14 protein-coding genes are annotated in these 18148 nt (G+C 72.9%); 5 read left to right on the top strand and 9 right to left on the bottom strand.

What is annotated here, in order from left to right:
- Positions 1-9 precede the first annotated feature (9 nt).
- The 4 genes from OG792_RS29880 to OG792_RS29865 all read left to right on the top strand — a co-directional run bounded on the left by OG792_RS29880 (position 10) and on the right by OG792_RS29865 (position 4908).
- Entirely contained in the window at positions 10-3429 is a 3420-nt protein-coding gene (locus tag OG792_RS29880) for a sensor histidine kinase (protein ID WP_329104510.1), read from the top strand.
- Positions 3426-3830, top strand: coding sequence for a roadblock/LC7 domain-containing protein (locus tag OG792_RS29875; RefSeq protein ID WP_121157211.1), 405 nt, complete (start codon positions 3426-3428; stop codon positions 3828-3830). The genes OG792_RS29880 and OG792_RS29875 overlap by 4 nt, the downstream gene beginning before the upstream one ends.
- A gap of 111 nt (positions 3831-3941) precedes the next feature.
- A complete protein-coding gene (locus OG792_RS29870; protein ID WP_329111511.1) occupies positions 3942-4319 on the top strand; it encodes a DUF742 domain-containing protein in 378 nt (125 codons plus the stop codon).
- Position 4320: 1 nt separating this feature from the next.
- Positions 4321-4908, top strand: a complete 588-nt coding sequence (locus OG792_RS29865; protein WP_326563144.1) for a GTP-binding protein — start codon at positions 4321-4323, stop codon at positions 4906-4908.
- Positions 4909-5021: 113 nt separating this feature from the next.
- On the opposite strand, the gene OG792_RS29860 is transcribed toward OG792_RS29865, so the two are convergent.
- The 3 genes from OG792_RS29860 to OG792_RS29850 form a co-directional block, all read right to left on the bottom strand.
- On the bottom strand, positions 5022-6239 hold the full coding sequence (locus OG792_RS29860; RefSeq protein ID WP_329104507.1) for an ABC transporter substrate-binding protein: 1218 nt from the start codon (positions 6237-6239) through the stop codon (positions 5022-5024).
- Positions 6240-6395: 156 nt separating this feature from the next.
- Positions 6396-9128 carry a transposase gene (locus tag OG792_RS29855; protein WP_329104506.1) on the bottom strand — a complete coding sequence of 911 codons (2733 nt, stop codon included), beginning with the start codon at positions 9126-9128 and terminating at the stop codon, positions 6396-6398.
- Positions 9129-9190: 62 nt separating this feature from the next.
- A complete protein-coding gene (locus OG792_RS29850) occupies positions 9191-10186 on the bottom strand; it encodes a DNA primase (protein ID WP_329104505.1) in 996 nt (331 codons plus the stop codon).
- A gap of 155 nt (positions 10187-10341) precedes the next feature.
- Here OG792_RS29850 and OG792_RS29845 point away from each other — a divergent pair, with 155 nt between their 5' ends.
- Positions 10342-10683, top strand: a complete 342-nt coding sequence (locus OG792_RS29845) for a PadR family transcriptional regulator (RefSeq protein WP_329104503.1) — start codon at positions 10342-10344, stop codon at positions 10681-10683.
- Positions 10684-10723: 40 nt separating this feature from the next.
- Here OG792_RS29845 and OG792_RS29840 read toward each other — a convergent pair whose 3' ends face one another.
- The 6 genes from OG792_RS29840 to OG792_RS29815 form a co-directional block, all read right to left on the bottom strand.
- Positions 10724-11386, bottom strand: coding sequence for a permease prefix domain 1-containing protein (locus tag OG792_RS29840; protein WP_329104502.1), 663 nt, complete (start codon positions 11384-11386; stop codon positions 10724-10726).
- Positions 11383-12063, bottom strand: a complete 681-nt coding sequence (locus tag OG792_RS29835) for a permease prefix domain 1-containing protein (RefSeq protein WP_329104500.1) — start codon at positions 12061-12063, stop codon at positions 11383-11385. Before OG792_RS29835 ends, OG792_RS29840 begins: the two co-directional genes overlap by 4 nt.
- 166 nt (positions 12064-12229) lie before the next feature.
- A complete protein-coding gene (cydC, locus tag OG792_RS29830; protein WP_329104498.1) occupies positions 12230-14089 on the bottom strand; it encodes a thiol reductant ABC exporter subunit CydC in 1860 nt (619 codons plus the stop codon).
- Positions 14086-15780 (bottom strand): thiol reductant ABC exporter subunit CydD, encoded by a 1695-nt coding sequence (cydD, locus tag OG792_RS29825; protein WP_329104496.1) that lies wholly within the window; start codon positions 15778-15780, stop codon positions 14086-14088. Before cydD ends, cydC begins: the two co-directional genes overlap by 4 nt.
- Entirely contained in the window at positions 15777-16784 is a 1008-nt protein-coding gene (locus OG792_RS29820; RefSeq protein WP_329104494.1) for a cytochrome d ubiquinol oxidase subunit II, read from the bottom strand. The genes cydD and OG792_RS29820 overlap by 4 nt, the downstream gene beginning before the upstream one ends.
- Positions 16785-16793: 9 nt before the next feature.
- On the bottom strand, positions 16794-18053 hold the full coding sequence (locus OG792_RS29815; RefSeq protein WP_329104492.1) for a cytochrome ubiquinol oxidase subunit I: 1260 nt from the start codon (positions 18051-18053) through the stop codon (positions 16794-16796).
- Between the last annotated feature and the right edge of the window lie 95 nt (positions 18054-18148).

The raw sequence follows: 18148 nt of genomic DNA, 5'->3' as shown, positions 1-18148 counted from the left end.
GGCGGTGACGTGAGCAAGCGGCCGAACACGGCGAACTCTTTCCTGTCGCGTCTCCGCCGGCCAATGGGCCGGCTCCGTGACATGCCGATCTGGTCCAAGCTCGGCATCATCATGATCGTGCCGACCCTCGCCACCATCGTGGTCGGCACCACCGGGCTCATCGACCACCTTCAGACCTACAACAACGCGGAACGCGCCCGCACCCTCGCCAACCTGGCCCAGGCATCCGGCGAACTCGTCGACGGCCTCCAGGACGAGCGGGCCGCCGCCGTACTGCTGCTCGGCTCGCCGAACCAGGAGGCGAAGGAGAAGTACCAGGACGCGTACGGCAAGGTGCACCCCCGGATCGACCAGGCCAAGGGCCCGTACTCCGAGCAGCGCGCCGAGCTGAACGACCTGCCGGCCAACTTCACCGGTCTGCTCACCCGGATCGACCGGAGCCTGGCCGACCTGCCGGCCACCCGGAGCCAGGTGGTCAACGCCAAGCTGAAGCTCACCGACGCCTCGCAGTCGTACGAGGGCCTGATCAGCGACCTGCTCGACATCCGCGACTCGGCCTCCCAGCTCGCCGGCGACAGTGCGCTGAGCGAGCGGATGCGGGCCGCCACCGCGACGTCGCGCGCCAAGGAGTTCCTCTCCGTACGCCGGGTCGTGGTACACCGCGCCCTGATCCAGAACGAGCTGACCCCGGTGCTGCGCACCGACTACATCGCCACCGAGACCGGTCAGCAGCAGGCACTCCAGTCCTTCCAGTCGGTCGCCACCCGGTCCGAGGCGGAGTTCTACGAGCAGACGGTGGCCGGTTCCGACCAGCGCGAGGCCGACAACTACAGCGGCTACATCCGGGGCAAGACCAACGACAGCATGGCGGACGCCCCGTTCGACGCGGACAAGTGGGACGCGGCGATGATCGGCAACGCGAAGCTGATCCGTACGGTCGAGGCCCGGCTCGACAGTGACGCGGTCAACCGGGCGACCGCAATCCGCGACGACGTACGCCGGCAGGTCTTCGTCGAGACCACGCTGCTGCTCGCCACGCTGCTGTTGGCCATCCTGTTCGCCTGGATCGTGGCCCGCTCGATGGCCCGGTCGCTGCGCGAGCTGCGCCACGGCGCGCTCTCGATCGCCCAGTACGGCCTGCCCCAGGCGGTCGCCCGACTGCGTGACCCGGCGCTGTCGGCCCAGATGTCGCCGGTGCAGCTCGCCAACCAGATCGCCGAACCCCTGCCGGTACGCGGCAAGGACGAGTTCGGGCAGGTCACCGAGGCATTCAACGCGGTCCACCTCGAAGCGGTCCGGACCGCGGCCGAGCAGGCCGCGCTCCGTTCGTCCGTCGCGACGATGTTCGTCAACCTGGCCCGTCGTTCGCAGATTCTGGTCGACCGGCTGATCGGTCACCTGGACCGGTTGGAGCGCGGCGAGGAGGACCCGGACCGGTTGGCCGAGCTGTTCCAGCTCGACCACCTGGCCACCCGGATGCGTCGTAACGACGAGAACCTGCTGGTGCTCGCCGGCGCGGACTCCACCCGGGTGCAGCGTGAGCCGGCCGCTCTGATCGACGTGCTGCGGGCCGCCCAGTCCGAGGTCGAGCACTACACCCGGATCGAGTTCGGGGTGGTCGACCGCGACATCGAGGTGGCCGCGCACGCCGTCAACGACCTGGTCCACCTGGTCGCCGAGCTCTTCGACAACGCCACCGCCTTCTCGCCGCCCGACTCGCAGGTCATGGTCGAGGCCCGGCGGGTCGGTGACCGTGCGTCGCTCTACGTCGAGGACCGGGGCATCGGCATCACCGCCGACCAGCTCTACGACCTCAACGAGCGACTCGCCACGCCACCCCAGGTGGACGTCGCGGTCTCCCGGATGATGGGCCTGGTGGTGGTCGCCCGACTGGCCGCCCGGCACGGGGTCAAGGTCGAGCTGCGACCCGGCTCCGACCGGGGCACGGTGGCCGATGTCACCATGCCGACCTCGGTGCTCGTGCCGCGAGCGCTCTCCGGCCGGGCCCAGCAGTCCGGTGGTTACACCACCCCGGCGCAGCAGCCGCCGAACCAGCGGCCCAGCTTCGGCCCCCCGCTGGCCCTGGAGAGCGGCCAGGTCCCGCCGGTCCAGCGGACCCCGGAGCGCGACCTCGGGTCGACCGGTCGCCCGTTCGAGCCGGCCGCGTTCAACAGCGGCGGCCTCGGCAACGGCGGTGGCGGTCTCGGCAACGGCGGTGGCGGCCTCGGCAACGGCGGTCTCGGCAACGGTTCCGGTCTGGGCAGCAACGGCGGCGGGTTCGGTAACGGAGCCAGCCGTGGCAACGGCGCCGGGCGCGGCATGCCGGCCTGGTCCGACCTCACCGGTGCGAAGGCCGGCAGCAACGGCAGCAGCGACGGGTTCAGCCCGCGTCCGTCCAACGGGCACGGCGTCGACCCGCTGCCGCAACGCCGGGCGACCGAGTCGAGCAACGACGCGGAACCGACGGGCACGCCCGCACCGAACATCCCCCGGCAGCTCCCGACCACCCCGGAAGCCCGACCGGCGAACGCCGGGCTGACGCCGCCGGTCCTGCCGCCGGCGTCCACCCCGTCCGCTCCGCCGGTGTCGACGCCCCCCGCGACGGCGGCGGGTGCCCCGCCGGCTTGGCCGCCGGTCAGCGCGGCCGACCGGGAAGTGCCCGCACCCTCTGTTCCGGAACGGCTCGCGGCGGCGCTGGACATGACGGCCGAACTGCCCCGGATCGCCCGTTCGTCGGTCGAGCCGCCGATCACGGTGCCCTCGGCGGCGGCGGTCGAGGCCCGGCCGAGGTTCGCCGACGAGACCATGGAACTGCCGATCTTCCGTGAGCTGGAGTCCGCCTGGTTCCGTACCCGGCGCGAGGTCAACGACGAGACCGCCGACGACGCCACTGCGGGCAACGGCCAGTACGTCACCGCCGACGCCGCCCGGAGCACGACCCAGAACGGTTCCGTCAACACCCCTACCAGCCCCGCTATGGCGGCTCCGGCGGTTTCCGCCGGGTTGGGCCGGGGGATGGGGCCGGCGGAGACGACGACGGCACCGGTTGGCTACGGCAACGGCGCCAGCCGGCCGGCAGGCTCGTCCGTGGGCGGCTGGCAGACGGCCGCCGACGACGGGTGGCGTGCCGCATCCGCGGCCACCGACGTGCCGGTCGCCGAGACCACGCAGAAGGGTCTGCCCAAGCGGGTGCCGATGGCACAGTTGGTACCCGGCGGGGTGGAGAAGCCGAGCGTCTCGGTGCAACGCCGGACCCCGGAGGCGGTACGCGGCCTGCTGTCCGCGTACCACCGTGGAGTACAGCGCGGCCGTACCAACCCCTCGGAAGACCCGTCGACCAACCCGGAAGGGACTCCGGGAGGTCAGCAATCCCCGCAGGCCGGCTTAGGCCCCGCGGCCGGGAGCGGTCAGAAGGAGCATGAAGCATGACATCTACGCAGGATCTCGGTTGGCTGCTTGCCAACTTCGCCGACCGGGTGCCGGGCGTCGCACACGCGATCGCGGTCTCCGCGGACGGTCTGCTCCTCGCGTCGTCACGGGACCTTCCGCGTGACCGGGCCGACCAGCTCGCCGCCATCGCGTCCGGACTGGTCAGCCTCACCCAGGGCGCGGCACGCTGTTTCGAGGGTGGCGCGGTTTTGCAAACCGTGGTCGAGATGGACAATGGCTTCCTGTTCCTCATGTCCATCTCGGACGGTTCGTCGTTCGCGGTGCTCGCCGCTCGCAACAGCGACGTGGGACAGGTCGGTTACGAAATGGCACTGCTCGTCGACCGGGTGGGAGACGCGCTCACGCCCGCGCCGCGCGCCGCGGCGGGGATGCTGGGCTAGGAGTGCCGCCGGTCGGCCACCCGGTCAACGGGTGCGACGGCAACGAAAGAAGGACGACGAGTTCCAGGGGCTCGGGTCACGGACGGGGCGAGAAGGGGGTGAACGGCGATGATGGCTGAACGCGACGAGCCAACTGGCGCGTTGGTCAGGCCATATGCCGTCACCCGTGGACGGACCCGGCCGAGGCTCAACATCGCCCTGGAGGCACTGGTCGAGACGACGGTGCGCGGCCGGACAGCCGGTAACGGCAACGGCGGCCAGGGTCGGGAGCACCAATACATCGCCGCGCTGTGTGACGGTCAGTTGCAGTCGCTCGCGGAAATCGCGGCGCGGATGCAGCTACCGCTCGGAGTGGCCCGGGTCCTCATCGCTGACATGGCCGCCGAAGGCCTGGTCGCGGTGCATGAACCGACAATCCTGGACGACTCTAACGACGCGGTGGGCACTGAACTGCTGGAGAGGGTGCTGAGTGGACTTCGCAGGCTCTGACATGTCGCACCGCCCGATGCCCGGGCGCGTGACATCGGCGAAGATCGTCATCGCCGGTGGGTTTGGCGTCGGCAAGACGACGCTGGTCGGCTCGGTCTCGGAGATCACGCCGTTGACCACTGAGGCGATCATGACGTCCGCCGGCGTCGGCGTCGATGACACGCGACAGGTGCCGGGAAAGACGACCACCACGGTCGCCATGGACTTCGGTCGGATCTCGATCGACCGGGATCTGATCCTCTACCTGTTCGGCACCCCGGGCCAGACACGTTTCTGGTTCATGTGGGACGAACTGGTACGGGGAGCGATCGGGGCCGTGGTGTTGGTGGACACCCGTCGATTGGCCGACTGCTTCGCGGCGATCGACTTCTTCGAGCACCGGCGGCTGCCGTACCTGGTGGCCATCAACTGCTTCGACGGTATGCAGTACCACGACCCGCAGGACGTGCGGGACGCGCTCGCCATTTCGAGTGACGTCCCGGTGGTGGCTTGCGACGCGCGTAACCGCGAGTCGACCAAGCACGTGCTGATCTCGCTGGTGGAGTACGTGCTCACCATGCGCAGGTCACGCGCTGTCGCGCCCGCCTGACGCGAGTTGACGTACCGACCGCCCGACCGGGAGTTCCATCCCGGTCGGGCGGTCGACGTGCGTACGGAATAGGGCGGGCTGAATGACCACCGAGCGCTCGGGGTCGGGCCGGGTCAGGAGATCCGGGTCCACTCGCCACGGCTGACGGTGAACACGCCGAGCGAGTCGGGCTCCATGCCGCCGTGACGGATCGGCGCGAACGCGTACGAGCCGGCGATTCCCTCGGTCACCTGACGGGCCAGGTACACCCGCAGACGTCCCCGGTCGACGCTGTTCGCGAGCCGGGCGGCGGCGGTGATCAGGTGCACCGCGTCCGACGCGTACGGCGCGAACCCGCTGAACGAGCCGTGCTCCTGGATGTAGCGGAAGACGAAGTCCCGCCGGGCCAGGCCGGCGCTGGTGGTGTTGGTCAGCGAGGAGCCGCTCAGCGCCATCGGGTGGACCACGAAGGACCCCTCGACCGCCTCGGCGTTCTCGGTCGAGAGGGTCTCCTCGGCGACCGCGCCGGCGTCGAAGAAGATCGGGCCCTGGTAGCCGGCGTCGCGCAGCGCGCGGGCGGCGGCGCCGGAACTCGGGGCGGTGGCCCAGATCGTCACCCCGTCCGGCTTGCCGCTCGCCACCCGGGTCGCGGCGGACGCGAAGTCGGCACCGGTGGCCGGCAGCCGTACGGTCTTGTTCAGGCCCACCCCGACGGTGTCGAGCGCCCCCGTCATGGCCCGTACGCCGGAGTTTCCGTGCAGGCCCGGTGCGGCCAGCAGGGTGACCTTCTCCAGCCGCTGTGAGTTGATCAGGCGGGCCAGTTGGCGGGCGACGTCGCTGGCGTCGGGGGTGAGCTTGTAGACGAAGGTCCGTTGGGGGAGCGGCAGCACTATCTCGTCGGCGGCGGCGAGGGAGATGAACGGGACCTGCGCCTCCTGCGCGACAGCGATCATCGACATCGAGGTCTCGGCCAGGGTGCCGCCGACCAGCGCGTGCACCTGGTCGCGGTTGACCATTTCGGTCGCCTGCTCCGCCGCGGTCTTCGGGTTGCTGCCGTTGTCCTGCACCACCAGGCGGATCTTCCGGCGCAGGTTGCCGACCGGTACGCCTTCCTCGTTCAACGTTTCGAGGGTGATCCGCAGTGCCCGTTCCTGGAGGACGCCCAGTGCCGCGCCGGCGCCGGTCAGTTCCAGGCTGGCACCGATGGCGAGGTCCTGTGGACCCTTGCCGGTGGGGCCGCTGCGATCGTCCTCGTCGCCGCGCCCGCAGGCGGCCAGGAACAGCGTGGAGGTGCCGGCCAGGAGCAGGCCGCGACGGGTAAGGGCGGATGAACCGATCGCCGGTGTCGCCATCAGATGCCGCCTCTCACGCCGGCATGCTCACCGGCCCGCCTACTGTTCCGCCGGTATGTTGCCGAGCGGATAGTCCTGCCGTCAAATATTTATGGTGTGGCCAGGAACACTCGACGGTATGTGGGCCCGGTCACAGGGGCATGGGATTGGCGGTGGTCAGGAGCGGTAACCGGCGGAGCGGAACTCGTACTCCCGATCGTCGTCCCGCTCGTTGCCGTCGCGGGTGAAGTCCCAGCCACCCGCGGCCTCGCGTCCGGGGCGACCGCCGACCGCGAAGCCGCCGATTTCCTGACCCCTGCGCCAGCCGCGGAAGTAGCCGGTGGTGTGCTCGGCGATCCGGGCCGCGTCGCGCACGATGCGCAGCGGCCGCTCGTCCCGCAGCGGCGAGCCCGGAACCAGGTTCGCCTGCGGCACCCGCTTCGGCAGACCCGCCCGCGTCTCGTCGCCCACCTGCGGCCTGGCCGCCTGCTCGGCCGCCCGCCAGCCGGTGTCGGCGGTCGAGACCCACTCCACCTGTGCGTCGTCCTCCGGATGTCCGGTGAACCAGGCCGAGCGAGCGGCCGCGAAGATCAGCAGGTCGCCGTCGCCCTCGGCCGCCACCGGCGGAGCGCTCGGCTCGGCGGCGCGGCGGGCCGACCGGGTGATGAGCCGGCCACCGCGGTCCGGGTCCTCGGGCTCCACCAGGCGCAGCGGCGGGCCGTCCAGACGCTGGTCGGCGGTTGGGCCGGGCTGGTGGTCGCGCAGGGCGCGGTCGGTCAGGGCACGGTCGGCCAGCGGCGGTGGCTCGACCAGCCGGAGCATCGGCGGTTCCTGCGGCAGGTCGTCCGCGAGCCACGGCGGGGTCACCCGTCCGTCGCCCGGTCCGGCCGCCGCCGGCAGGTCGAGACCGGCCGGGGAACGCTTGTCGAACTGGTACGCCGGCTCGGCGGCGGCAGCCAGGTCCCGCCCGGCCCGCTCACGGTCCAGACGGTCGCGCTCGGCCCGGTCCCGGTCGGCCCGGTCCCGTTCGGCTCTGCCATGTTCGGCGCGTTCGTTCCGCTCCCGGTCGGCCCGGTCGCGGTCCAGACGGTCGCGCTCGGCGCGTTCGCCCCGCTCCCGGTCGCTCCGGTCGCGTTCGGCGCGCTCATTCCGCTCCCGGTCGGCCCGGTCGCGCTCGGCGCGCTCGTTCCGCTCCCGGTCGGCCCGGTCGCGTTCGGCGCGTTCGCGGTCGGCCCGGTCGCGGTCGAGCTGCTCCAGTTCCAGCTGGTTACGGTCCTCGGCGGGGCCGACCAGGGGCCAGTTCGCCCGCGATCCCGGCGGCGCGGTGACCGCGTCCGGCCGGGGAGTCGGCACCGGAACATTGAGGTCGGTGGCGCCGAAACCGGTGGCGGCGAGACCCGGTTCGCCCTTGGTCTTCGGCCGCGGCACGATCGGCGTCGGGCGCTGACGCTCGCTGCGGGCGCTGTTGATCGCTGCGGTGGTGAGGGTGGCGCGGAACGGCTCACCCGCGTCGACCGGCGGCACGCTGCTGCTGCGCTGCACCGGCACGATCGGCGTGATGCCCGGCGGCGGCGGGGGCGGGGCGGACACCGGCCGGTTGGCCGGCGACTCCCGCCACTGCGCCGGTCCCGCCGGGTTCGCGGGCGGCGGTGGGGGCAGGTCGCGTTGCGGCTGTGCCACCGGCGGCGCGAGCTGCCGGCCGGGCAGGGCGGCCGCGGGTGCGAGGGGCTGCGGGGCGCTCGGCGGCGGGGTCAACGGCGCGGGCGCGACCGGAGGCGGTGACATCGGCTGCGGGGTGACCGGCATCCCGCCGCCGGGGGCTGGTTGAGGCCGGCTGCGTCGGCCGACCGCCGGTACCGGCTCGTGGTTCGCCGGCCGTACGCCGTGGTTGCCCGGCCCCTGGCTGCCGACGCCGTGGCTGCCGACGACGCCGTGGCTGCCGGTCCCGTGGGCACCGGCGCCCGTGGTGGCGCCCACGGTGGCGCGGCGCACCGTACGGCGGCCGGACAGCGGCGCGGGTGTGGTGACCCGTGCCGCCAGCGTCGCCACCAGCGCGTCACAGCCCGCGTCACAGGCGCGTACCGCGGCGACGGCCTGCCGCACCGCCTCGGCGACGGCCGAGGTGAGCGCCTTGTTGCTGACCGTGGCCCGGCGGGGTGTCTCGACGATCGCCACCTGGAGCGCGGTGATCGCCTCGGAGATCTCCTCGGGGTCGGCGATGCCGTCCGCGGCGAGGTGGGCGGCGATGGCGTCGGCGGCGACCGAGGTGTCCCGGCCCCGCTCGCCGGTGCCGGCGAGCATGCCCGGCTCGGGCAGCGCGTCGAGCACCGCGAGCGGCACCGGATCGGCCGGATCCGGGTACGCCCGCAGGGCGGCCGGGTACAGCTCGCGGAGCACCTCGCGCAGGGTCGCGGCGGCGGAGTGACGCCCACTGGCCAGCGCGGCGTGCGCCGCCAGTACGGGCTTGTAGCCGGCCAGGTCCCGGGGCGCCGGAAGGGTCATCGCGGAGAGCGCGCCGGCCTGCAACGCGCGGGCGAGTCCGACCGCCCGCCGCTGGGCCGGCGAGCTCTCCATCTCCTCCACCGACTCGTCGTCGGCGAACCGCTCGGCGAAGTCGTCGACCGAGTCGTCGTCGGCGATCGCGAGGGGTCGGCCGGCCGCGCTCAGCAGCGAGGTGACCAGGTGGTCGTCGCTGTCGGCGGCGATCGCCACACCGCTCATGCCGCTCGAACGTTCGACGAGCAGCGCGCCGAGCTGGGCGTAGCCAGCCGGGTCGTCGCCGATCTCGCCGACGTGGAGCAGTCGGCCTGCGTCGTCAACCACAGCAGACGTCAGCGTGGATCCGGCCGAAGCCGGTCCAGCGGACGGATCCGCTGAGGCCAGACCGCAGTACACCCGCACGAGCGCCACGGCGTCGTCCTCCTCCCGAGACCCAGGTGGTGTGCCAAAGACTGATGCTCCCTGGTGAGGGGTCAGTCGCGCCAGTCCACCGATGCAGAGATCTTGCCGATAATCGTGCGCCAACCCAAACTTGCGGTTTGTGCCCCGATTTTCTTGAGTCGGCGCCGCCCCATGAAACCGCCGAGGCCACCGTTGGCCGTCGCGCGCAGCGCCTCGTCCAGGTCATCGAGGCTGGAGCCGGTCGAGAGCATATCCAGTACGGAGGGAAGCCGCAGCGCGTACGACAGGTCGCGGGCGATCTCTCCGGCCGAGATGAGCAGGGCCGGGTCCCACGTGTCGTGGCCGCCGCGGAGGTTCTCCACGACCAGGTCGAGCTCGTACGAGTCATCGTCCAGTGGGGTGATATCCGCTGGTTGGAGCCGGGCTACCAGGTCGTCCCAGGTGTCGAGCCCGGACATGTCGTGCGGTGCGCCGGACAGGACGAAGCTGACCAGTGACTCGCGGCTCTTGAAGAGCAGCAGTTTGCCCCGGTGAGTGAGAAAGACCGCAACTTCTTCGGCTTCCTCATCGTCGTCGGCTTCGTCCGCTTCCTCATCGTCGGCGTCGTCGTCGGCGAGCAGTTCCTCGTCGTCGACCTCGTCGCCGTCACGGGTACGGCGGACCCGCCGGGGCTTGCCGTCGTCGTCCTCGAAGTCCTCGGCGAACTCCTCGTCGAGGAAGACCACCGTCTCCTCGTCCTCCAACCGGCGGGCGCGGGCGTCGAACGGGTCGTCCTCGCGTTCGCCGATCTCGGTCGGCGTCACCGTGTTGGACATCCGGTACGCCCGCAGGGTGAAGCCGCTGCCGGCGGGCAGCGCGATCTCCACCGGGTCGATCCGCACGTCTTCCCACAGTGCGCGGTTCGCGGGCTCGGTTACCTCGTCGTCGTCGAGGTCCTGGTCGGCCTCGACGGGGTCGGCTGCCGCGTCCGCTGTGCTGTCGGTCGCGGTGTCGGTGGTCCGGCTGCTCTCGTCGAACTCGGTGTCGGGTTCGTCGGCGTCGGGCCGGTGGGGCGACTGGCGGGCCACGCTGACCTCCGTGTGCACTCAAGGTTTGCGGCACCCGATCCGGGGTGGAACTGTCGGGTGGGTGACTCTGCGCACATACCCTAGTGGGCGGCTCGACGGGGCGGGTGCCGGCACCCCGTTGGCGAAGCCACCATCTATTAGTAGTCTTGCTACCTATGAAGGCCCAGGCGTTGCACGGCCATCTCGACGCGCTGCTGCTCTCGGTGCTTGAGGAGGGCTCGCTGCACGGCTACGCCATCATCGAGGCGCTCCGCGAACGCAGCGGCGGCATGCTGAACCTGCCCACCGGGACGATCTACCCGGCCCTGCGCCGGCTTGAGCGGGCCGGCTACGTCGACAGCACTTGGAGCACGGTGAACGGCCGGGAGCGGCGGACGTACCGGCTCACCGGGGCGGGGCACCGGGCCCTGGCCGGTGAGCGGACGAGCTGGCAGGAGCTCAGTTCGACGGTGGGCCGCTTCCTCGGCGTGGACGGCCCGTCGCAGGCGCCCGCCTGACCCACCCGGCCACGCCGCCGTTGCGCAGGGCCGCCACCCCTCACCGGCCTCCGGTCGGCCGACCCGTCGCCAGGCAGGCGTACGCCGCCCGACCCAGCCAAGCGTGCACGGCGACCAGCGCGATCCCGCCGACCAGCATCGGCGGCCAGGCCAGCGCCGAGTCCCAGAGGGTCACGGACCAGGCGTACACCGCCACCGTGACGATCCAGCCGAGACCGAGCGAGACCGACAGGCCGATCCCGGCCGCCCGCGCCAGCCGTACCGGACCGGTCCGGCCACTCCGGGCGTACCGGGCCAGGCACAGGTAGGAGCCGAGCGCGAGCAGGAGGATGCCCCGCCAGAGCCAGTCCAGCGAGCCGGAGAGCAGCAGGTAACCGGCGGGTGGCCGGGGGCCGGTCCAGGGCGCCTCGTGCCACATCAGGTCGGCGGTGGCCATCAGCACCACACCCACGAGGACAACCCGGAGGGCCAGGGCGCGCAGCGCGCCGGCGAGCAGCTCCGACTGGTACTCGTGGGCGAGCCGGCCTACCGGGCCGAACTCGGTGATGGCCCGCCGCTCGGCCTCGGCCGGGTGCAGGCCACCGTCGCGGTAGCCCTCGGCGCTGTCGGTCAGGCTGTGCCGGGCCTCGGTCAGCAGGTCCGATTTGAGCCGGGCCGGCCCGTGCAGCGCCCGGCCCAGCTCGTGCACGTACTCGTCGATCATGCCGGGATCGGCCGGTGTCCGGTTGCCGCGATCGCCCGGACGGTCAGCCAGGTGAGCAGGCCGAAGGTGGCGTTCAGCATGATCCAGGCGGTGATCATCGGTGGCCAGGTCAGCGCCGCCGGTGACTCCCGGACCGCGTTCACCCCGGCGAAGACGCCGAGCGCCCAGATCAGGCCGCCGACGACCAGGGCGACCACGGCCAGCGGGCGGACCACCCCACGCGGGGCGATCGGCCACCGGCGGCCGGCCGGGCCGAGCAGGAGGAGCGCGAGCAGGGCCAGGGCGCCGGCGGCGTACGAGGCCCAGTCCAGGGCCTGGACCAGGAGCAGGAAGCCCGACGGCGCCGACGGGGTCGTGGCCGGCGGCTGCCACCACATCAGGTCGGCGGTCAGCATCGCGACCGGGACGAGCGCCACCAGCAGCGCCAGCCGCCGCCCCTGCCCGGCGGTCAGCTCGGCCTGGTAGGCCGGCGCGAGCCGGTCGGGCGCGCCGAACTCGGCCACCGCCCGCCGCTGCGCCGCGATCGGATCCAGACCACATTCCCGGTACGCCTCCGTCGCGTCCCGGAGGCTGTCGCGCACCTCGGTCAGCAGGTCGCGTCTGAGCCGGGCCGGTCCGCGCAGCCGGCCGCCGAGCAGTCGAAGATAGTGGTCGATCGGGGCCTCGCGGGTCGACATCCGTTCAGCCTGCCATGTCGGCCCGCCGCCTCAGGTCCGGCGTTCCCCCGGTTCCGTCCCCGAGACCGACTCGGGGTTCGCCGGGCGGCTCGCCTGGCGCCGGACCGGGGCTCGCCGGTCGGTGGACCGGAGTTCGCCGGGGATCGGACCGCCGGGCGGTGGGTCCTCAGTGGGCGGTGAGGGCCAGGTAGTCGCCCTCCGCCGCCTCCTGGGCCAGCCACTGTTCCCGGTACCAGCCGGGCTGGTCGAGCAGGTCGGCGTGCCGGCCACGTTGCCGTACCCGGCCGGCGTCCAGGACCAGGATCTCGTCGTACCGGTCCAGGCCGCGCAACCGGTGGGTGACCAGCAGTACGGCGTGCCCGGTCGGGATCGTGTCGGTGATCGAGGCGAGCACCCGGTCGGCGGCGGTCGGGTCGAGCCCCTCGGTCGGCTCGTCCAGCACCAGCACCGGTGGCCGGGCGAGCAGTGCCCTGGCCAGGGCCAGCCGCTGCCGCTGGCCGCCGGAGAGCTGGCCGCCGTCCTCGCCGACCATGGTCTCCCAACCGGCGGGCTGCTGTCGTACCCAGTCGAGCAGGCCGGCGGTCCCGGTCGCGGCGGCCAACTCGTCGTCGTTCGCGTCGGCCCGGCCGAGCAGCAGGTTCTCCCGGACCGACGCGTGGAACACGTACGCCTCGGCGAGCAGCCCGCCGACCAGCCGGGGCAACTGCTCGACCGGGTACGCGGACAGCTCCCGACCACCCACGGTGACCCGGCCGCCGTCCGGCACCACCGCGCCGGTCAGTACGCCGATCAGCGTGCTCTTGCCGGCCCCGCTCGGCCCCACCACGGCCACCCGCCGGCCGGCCGGCAGATCCAGGCTCACCCGGTCGAGCGCGGCCGGCGCCCCGTCCCGGTACCGGACGGTCACCTCGTCGACCACACAGTCGTGCCGCTCGACCACCGACCCGCTCGCCCCGAGCCCGCCCGTCGATCCGGCGGTCGCCCCGCCGGTCGTTTCGTCGGTCGTTTCGTCGGTCGTTTGGCCGGTCGATGCAGCGGTCGATTCGACGGTTGCTTCTTCGCTCGACGTGGCGGTGAGCAGGGGTGCCACCCGGCGCAGGGCGGCGCGGAGCTGGGTCCACTGGCGGGCGGCACCGACCAGGGCCAGGCTCACCTCCACCGCGGCCAGGGTGCCCACCGCCAGTACGCCGACCAGCACCCCGTCCAGCCCGGCGTACAGCGCGGTGGCGACGACGGCGGCGGTGGTCGCACCGGACACCAGCACCCCGAGCCCGTCGATCGCCCAGCCGGCAGCGGCCAGCCGCCGTTCCAGCCCGGCCAGTTCCCGGGCCCGGCCGTCGGCCCGGTCGAGCGCGGCCCGGGTGGCGCCGAAGGCGGCCAGGTCGGCGGCGCCGTGGGTCAGGTCGACCGCGTCGACCGCGAGCGCGCCGCGCAGCGGGGCGACCCGGTCGGCGGTGCGCCGGGTCAGCGCGGTGGCGGCGGCCGGCAGGACGATTCCGGCCAGCAGCAGCCCGAGGGCGAGCGGTGCCGCTGCCGCGGGGGCGAGGGCGGCGGTGCCGGCGACGGCCAGCAGGCTCACCACCGCTGCCGCCGCGCCCGGCACCAGCACCCGCAGCAGCAGGTCCTGGACCGCCTCCACGTCGGAGACGAGCCGGCTGAGCGAGTCGCCGGTGTGTTCTGCGGCGCCGGTGCGGCGTCCGGCCAGGGTGGCGAAGACCCGGGCCCGTACGTCGGTGACGAAGCGCAGGGTGGCGTCGTGCCCGGCGAGGCGTTCGGTGTAGCGCAGCACGCCCCGGCCGATGGCCAGCGCCCGGACCGCGACGATGGCCACGGTGAGTACGTCCAGCGGCGGCTGCCCGGCGGCGGTGATCAGCAGCCAGGTGGCGGTGGCCATCAGGGCCAGTCCGGCGAGTTCGGTGCCGGCGGCGAGCAGTCCGGCGCCGACCAGCCGGCCCAGGTACGGACGGCCCAGCCGGAGCACTGTCCGCTCGGCCCCGAGGCCGTCGAGCGCGCCGTTTCCGTTCATCGGGCCGCCCCCGCCCCGCTGCGGTCCGGTAGCCGGTCGGGGGTGAGTTCGGTCACCCGCCCGTTCTCGATCCGGAGCACCCGGTCGGCCTCGGCCAGCAACGCGGGCCGGTGGGCGACCAGCACGGCGGTCCGGCCGGCGACCAGTTTGCGGGTGGCGGCCAGTACGGCGGCCTCGGAGGCGCCGTCGAGCCGGGCGGTGGGTTCGTCGAGCAGCACGACCGGCGCGTCCCGCAGGAAGGCGCGGGCCAGCGCTACCCGCTGCCGTTGCCCGCTGGACAGCCCGTGGCCGCGTTCGCCGAGCAGGGTGTCCAGTCCCTCGGGCAGGTCCCGCAGCACGTCGTCGAGGGCGGCGAAGCTGGCCGCGGTCCGTACCGACTCGATCGGGGCGTCGGGCTGGCCGAGGCGGATGTTGTCGGTCAGCGACGCGGCGAACAGGTGGGCCCGCTGCGGCACCCAGGCCAGGTGCCGGCGCCACTGTTCCAGGTCGGCGGTGGCCAGGTCGACGCCGTCGACGGTGATCCGGCCGGCGGTCGGTACGACGTTGCCGAGCAGCAGGCCGAGCAGGGTGCTCTTGCCGGCCCCGCTGGGGCCGATCACCGCTATCCGGTCGCCCGGCCGGATGGTCAGCGTCACGTCGCGCAGCGCGGTGGTGCGCTCGTACTCGACGGTCACGGCCTCGAACCGGATCTCGCCGGGGGCCGGCACGGGCCCGCCGTGGCCGGTTCGGTCGGCGGGGGAGCCGGTGCCGAGTACGGTCAGCGCGTCGTCGAGTGCGGTCAGCCCCTCCATGCTGGCGTGGAACCTGCTGCCGGCGGTCCGCAGCGGCAGGTACGCCTCCGGCGCGAGCAGCAGCACCAGCAGAGCGGTGTGCAGGGCCAGTCCGCCGTCGAGCAGGCGCAGCCCGATCGGGACGGCGACCAGGGCCACCGAGAGGGTGGCGACGAGTTCGAGCACCAGCCCGGACAGGAAGGCGATCCGCAGCGTCTTCATGGTGGCGGCCCGGTGGCCGTCGGCCATCCGCCGGACCACGTCGACCTGGGCGCGGGCCCGGCCGAACGCGCGCAGTGTCGGCAGCCCGGCGACCATGTCGAGGAAGTGCCCGCCGAGCAGGCTGAGTCGGCGCCACTGCCGTTGCGTCGCGGCCTGGGCCTGCCAGCCGAGCAGCGCGCCGAAGATCGGGATGAGCGGCAGCGTGGCGGCGATGATCAGCGCGGAACTCCAGTCCGCGAACGTCAGCCGGGCCAGTACGGCCACCGGCACGGTGACGCTGAGCACGAGCTGCGGCAGATAGCCGGTGAAGTACGCGTCCAGCGCGTCCAGCCCGCGCCCGGCCAGGGTGGCGATCCTGCCCGCCTGCTGGCCGGCGAGCCAACCGGGCCCGCGCTGCCCGACCGCGTCGAGCAGGTCGGTGCGCAGGGCGGCCTTGACCGTTGCCGCCATCCGGGCCGCCACCGCGCCCTGGGCCCAGAGCACGGTCGCCCGTCCGGCCACGGCGGCGACGAAGCCGAGCAGCGCGGCCCGGTCGAGGCGCCCACCGGCGGCGGTGGCGAGCAGGTCGGCGAGGGTGGTGGCCTGGGCGAGGACCAGGGCGGCGGCGAGCAGCCCGAGCCCGCCGAGCACGACAACCTGGCGCCGGGTCGAAGGGACCCGGCGCAGCAGCCGCGGATCGAACGGGCGGCGTCGGCTCACCAGTACACCGGCGCCCGGTCGTCGATCCGTCCGCGGAACACCCACCAGCTCATCGCCTGAAAGCCTAGTAGGGCCGGGATCAGCGGAATCAGCAGCCAGCTCAGCAGCCGCAACGTGGGTGTGCTGGCGGCGGCCTCGGACACGGTCAGCCCGGCGGCCGGATCGACGCTGGAGACCAGGGCGTAGGGCCAGGTGGTCGCGGCGACCAGCAGCACCGGCAGGGCGAGCGCGGCGGAACTGGCGACGAAGGCCACACCGGGACGCCGTCGGGCGAGCGCCCGGCCGGCGGCGAGCAGGGCCACGGTCAGCAGCACCGGCAGCAGCAGCGCGGCGACGGGTTGCTGCGCGGTTTCGCGTACCCGGTCGGTGAGCAGGCCCACGACGGTGGCCGCGGCCACCGCGATCAGCGCGACCGGGACCAGGCGCCGGCCCAGTCGGGCGTGACGCTCGCCGGCCGCGCCGGGCAGTCGCAGGGCGAGGAAAACCGCCCCGTGTACGGCGACCAGCCCGACCAGGGTCAGCCCGCCGGCGGCGACGAACGGGGTGAAGAGGTGGCCGACCCCGGCGACGTGCCCGTCGGCGTGCAGCGGCACCCCCTGGAGCAGCCCGGCGAGGACGGCGCCCCAGCCGAGCGCGGTGAGCGCGCTGCCGGTGATCAGCACGCCGTCCCAGCGGGCGCGTCCGGCGACGCCAGTGGGCCGGCTGCGCAGTTGGACGGCGGCGGTGACCAGGATCACCCCGGCCAGGGCGGCGGCGACCGCCGGGTAGAGACCGGAGAGCAGTTCGCCCTCCAGCATCGGGAAGGCACCGAAGAGGATGCCGACCGCGGCGACCAGCCAGACCTCGTTGCCGAGGAAGAACGGCCCGAGCGCGGTGAGCGCCCGTCGGCGGGGTTGCTCGCCGGGGGTGCCGGCGAGCAGCAGTCCGACGCCGTAGTCGTACCCGGCGAGCACGAGGTAGCCGGCGAGGAAGAGGCCGAGCAGGGCGTACCAGACGATCTCCATGGCGTTCTCCTATCCGGCCAGTACGTGCGTGGGCTGGTGCTCGCCACCGTCGCCGGTGGGCTGTGGCGGCCGGCCGAGGGCGAGGTCGTGCGCGCCCCGGTGGGCCTGCCGGGCGAGCAGGGTCCAATTGGTCACGGCGAGCGCGCCGAGCAGCGCGGTGAAGCCGATCAGCGAGGTGAGCAGGACGCCGGCGGAGATCGGGGTGACCGCGTCGGAGACCGGGAGGAGCCCGTACACGGCCCAGGGTTGGCGTCCGCCCTCGCGGGCCAGCCAGCCCAGGATGGCCGCGACGAACGGCAGCGGTACGGCGATCGGTAGCAGGTAGAGCGGGAACCGCAGCCGGATGATCCAGTCCCGGAACAGCAGCGGCAGCAGCAGCCAGCTCCAGGCCAGCGCGAAGCCGATCAGGATCATGAAGCCGAGCGCGGCGTTGCTCCAGACCGGTGGGGTGTAGTCGCCCGGACCGAATCGGGCGGTCCACTCGGCGACGATCGTGGATCGTTCGGCGTCGCCGCCGAACTTGGTCGGCTGGACCGCTCCGATCGCCCCGAACTGGGCGAACCCGAATCCCATCACCATCGTGCTGGCCAGGGCCGAGGTGACCAGCCCGATCCGCAGCGACCGGCGGAACATCGCGTAGTCGGGCGTACGCCGGATGAGCTGGTACGCGCCGACCCCGGCCAGCAGCAGCCCGCCGGTGAGCACGGCGGCGCTCACCACGTGACCGAAGGCCATGCCGAGGGTGGGGTTGCGCAGCAGCGCGGTGAAGTCGGTGAGGTGGGCGACGCCGTCCTCCGTCCGGTAGCCGACCGGGTTCTGTAGCCAGGAGTTCGCCACCAGCACCCAGAACGCCGACGCGTACGCGGTGATCGCGACGCCCCAGATCAGCGCCAGGTGTACGCCCCGGCGCAGCCGGTGCCAGCCGAAGATCCACATGCCGAGGAAGGTTGATTCGAGGAAGAAGGCGACCAGGGTCTCGACGGCCAGCGGTGCGCCGAAGACGTTGCCGACGTACCGCGACAGGCCGCTCCAGTTCAGCCCGAACTGGAACTCCAGCACGATCCCGGTGGCGATGCCGAGCGCGTAGTTGATCAGGTAGAGCGTGCCCCAGAACCGGGTCAGTCGCTCGTACTCCGGTTTTCCGGTGATCGCCCAGGCTGTTTGCAGGTAGACCAGCATCGTGACCAGCCCGAGGGTGACCAGCACGAACAGGAAGTGGATGGAGGTCGTGGCGGCGAACTGAAGACGGGCGATCAGCAGTGCGTCCATGGCCATCCCCAAACCAGTCGGCTCGCATGTCATAGCGAGCCTACACGTAGCTTCGCTACCTATCTCTACTACGTCCCGTCGTAATTCCCAGTCTA

Origin of the sequence: Micromonospora sp. NBC_01699 (assembly GCF_036250065.1) — a bacterium.
GTDB lineage: Bacteria > Actinomycetota > Actinomycetes > Mycobacteriales > Micromonosporaceae > Micromonospora_G.
The sequence above is the reverse complement of the archived record's forward strand: the minus strand, read 5'-3'. Positions and strand labels throughout refer to the sequence as shown.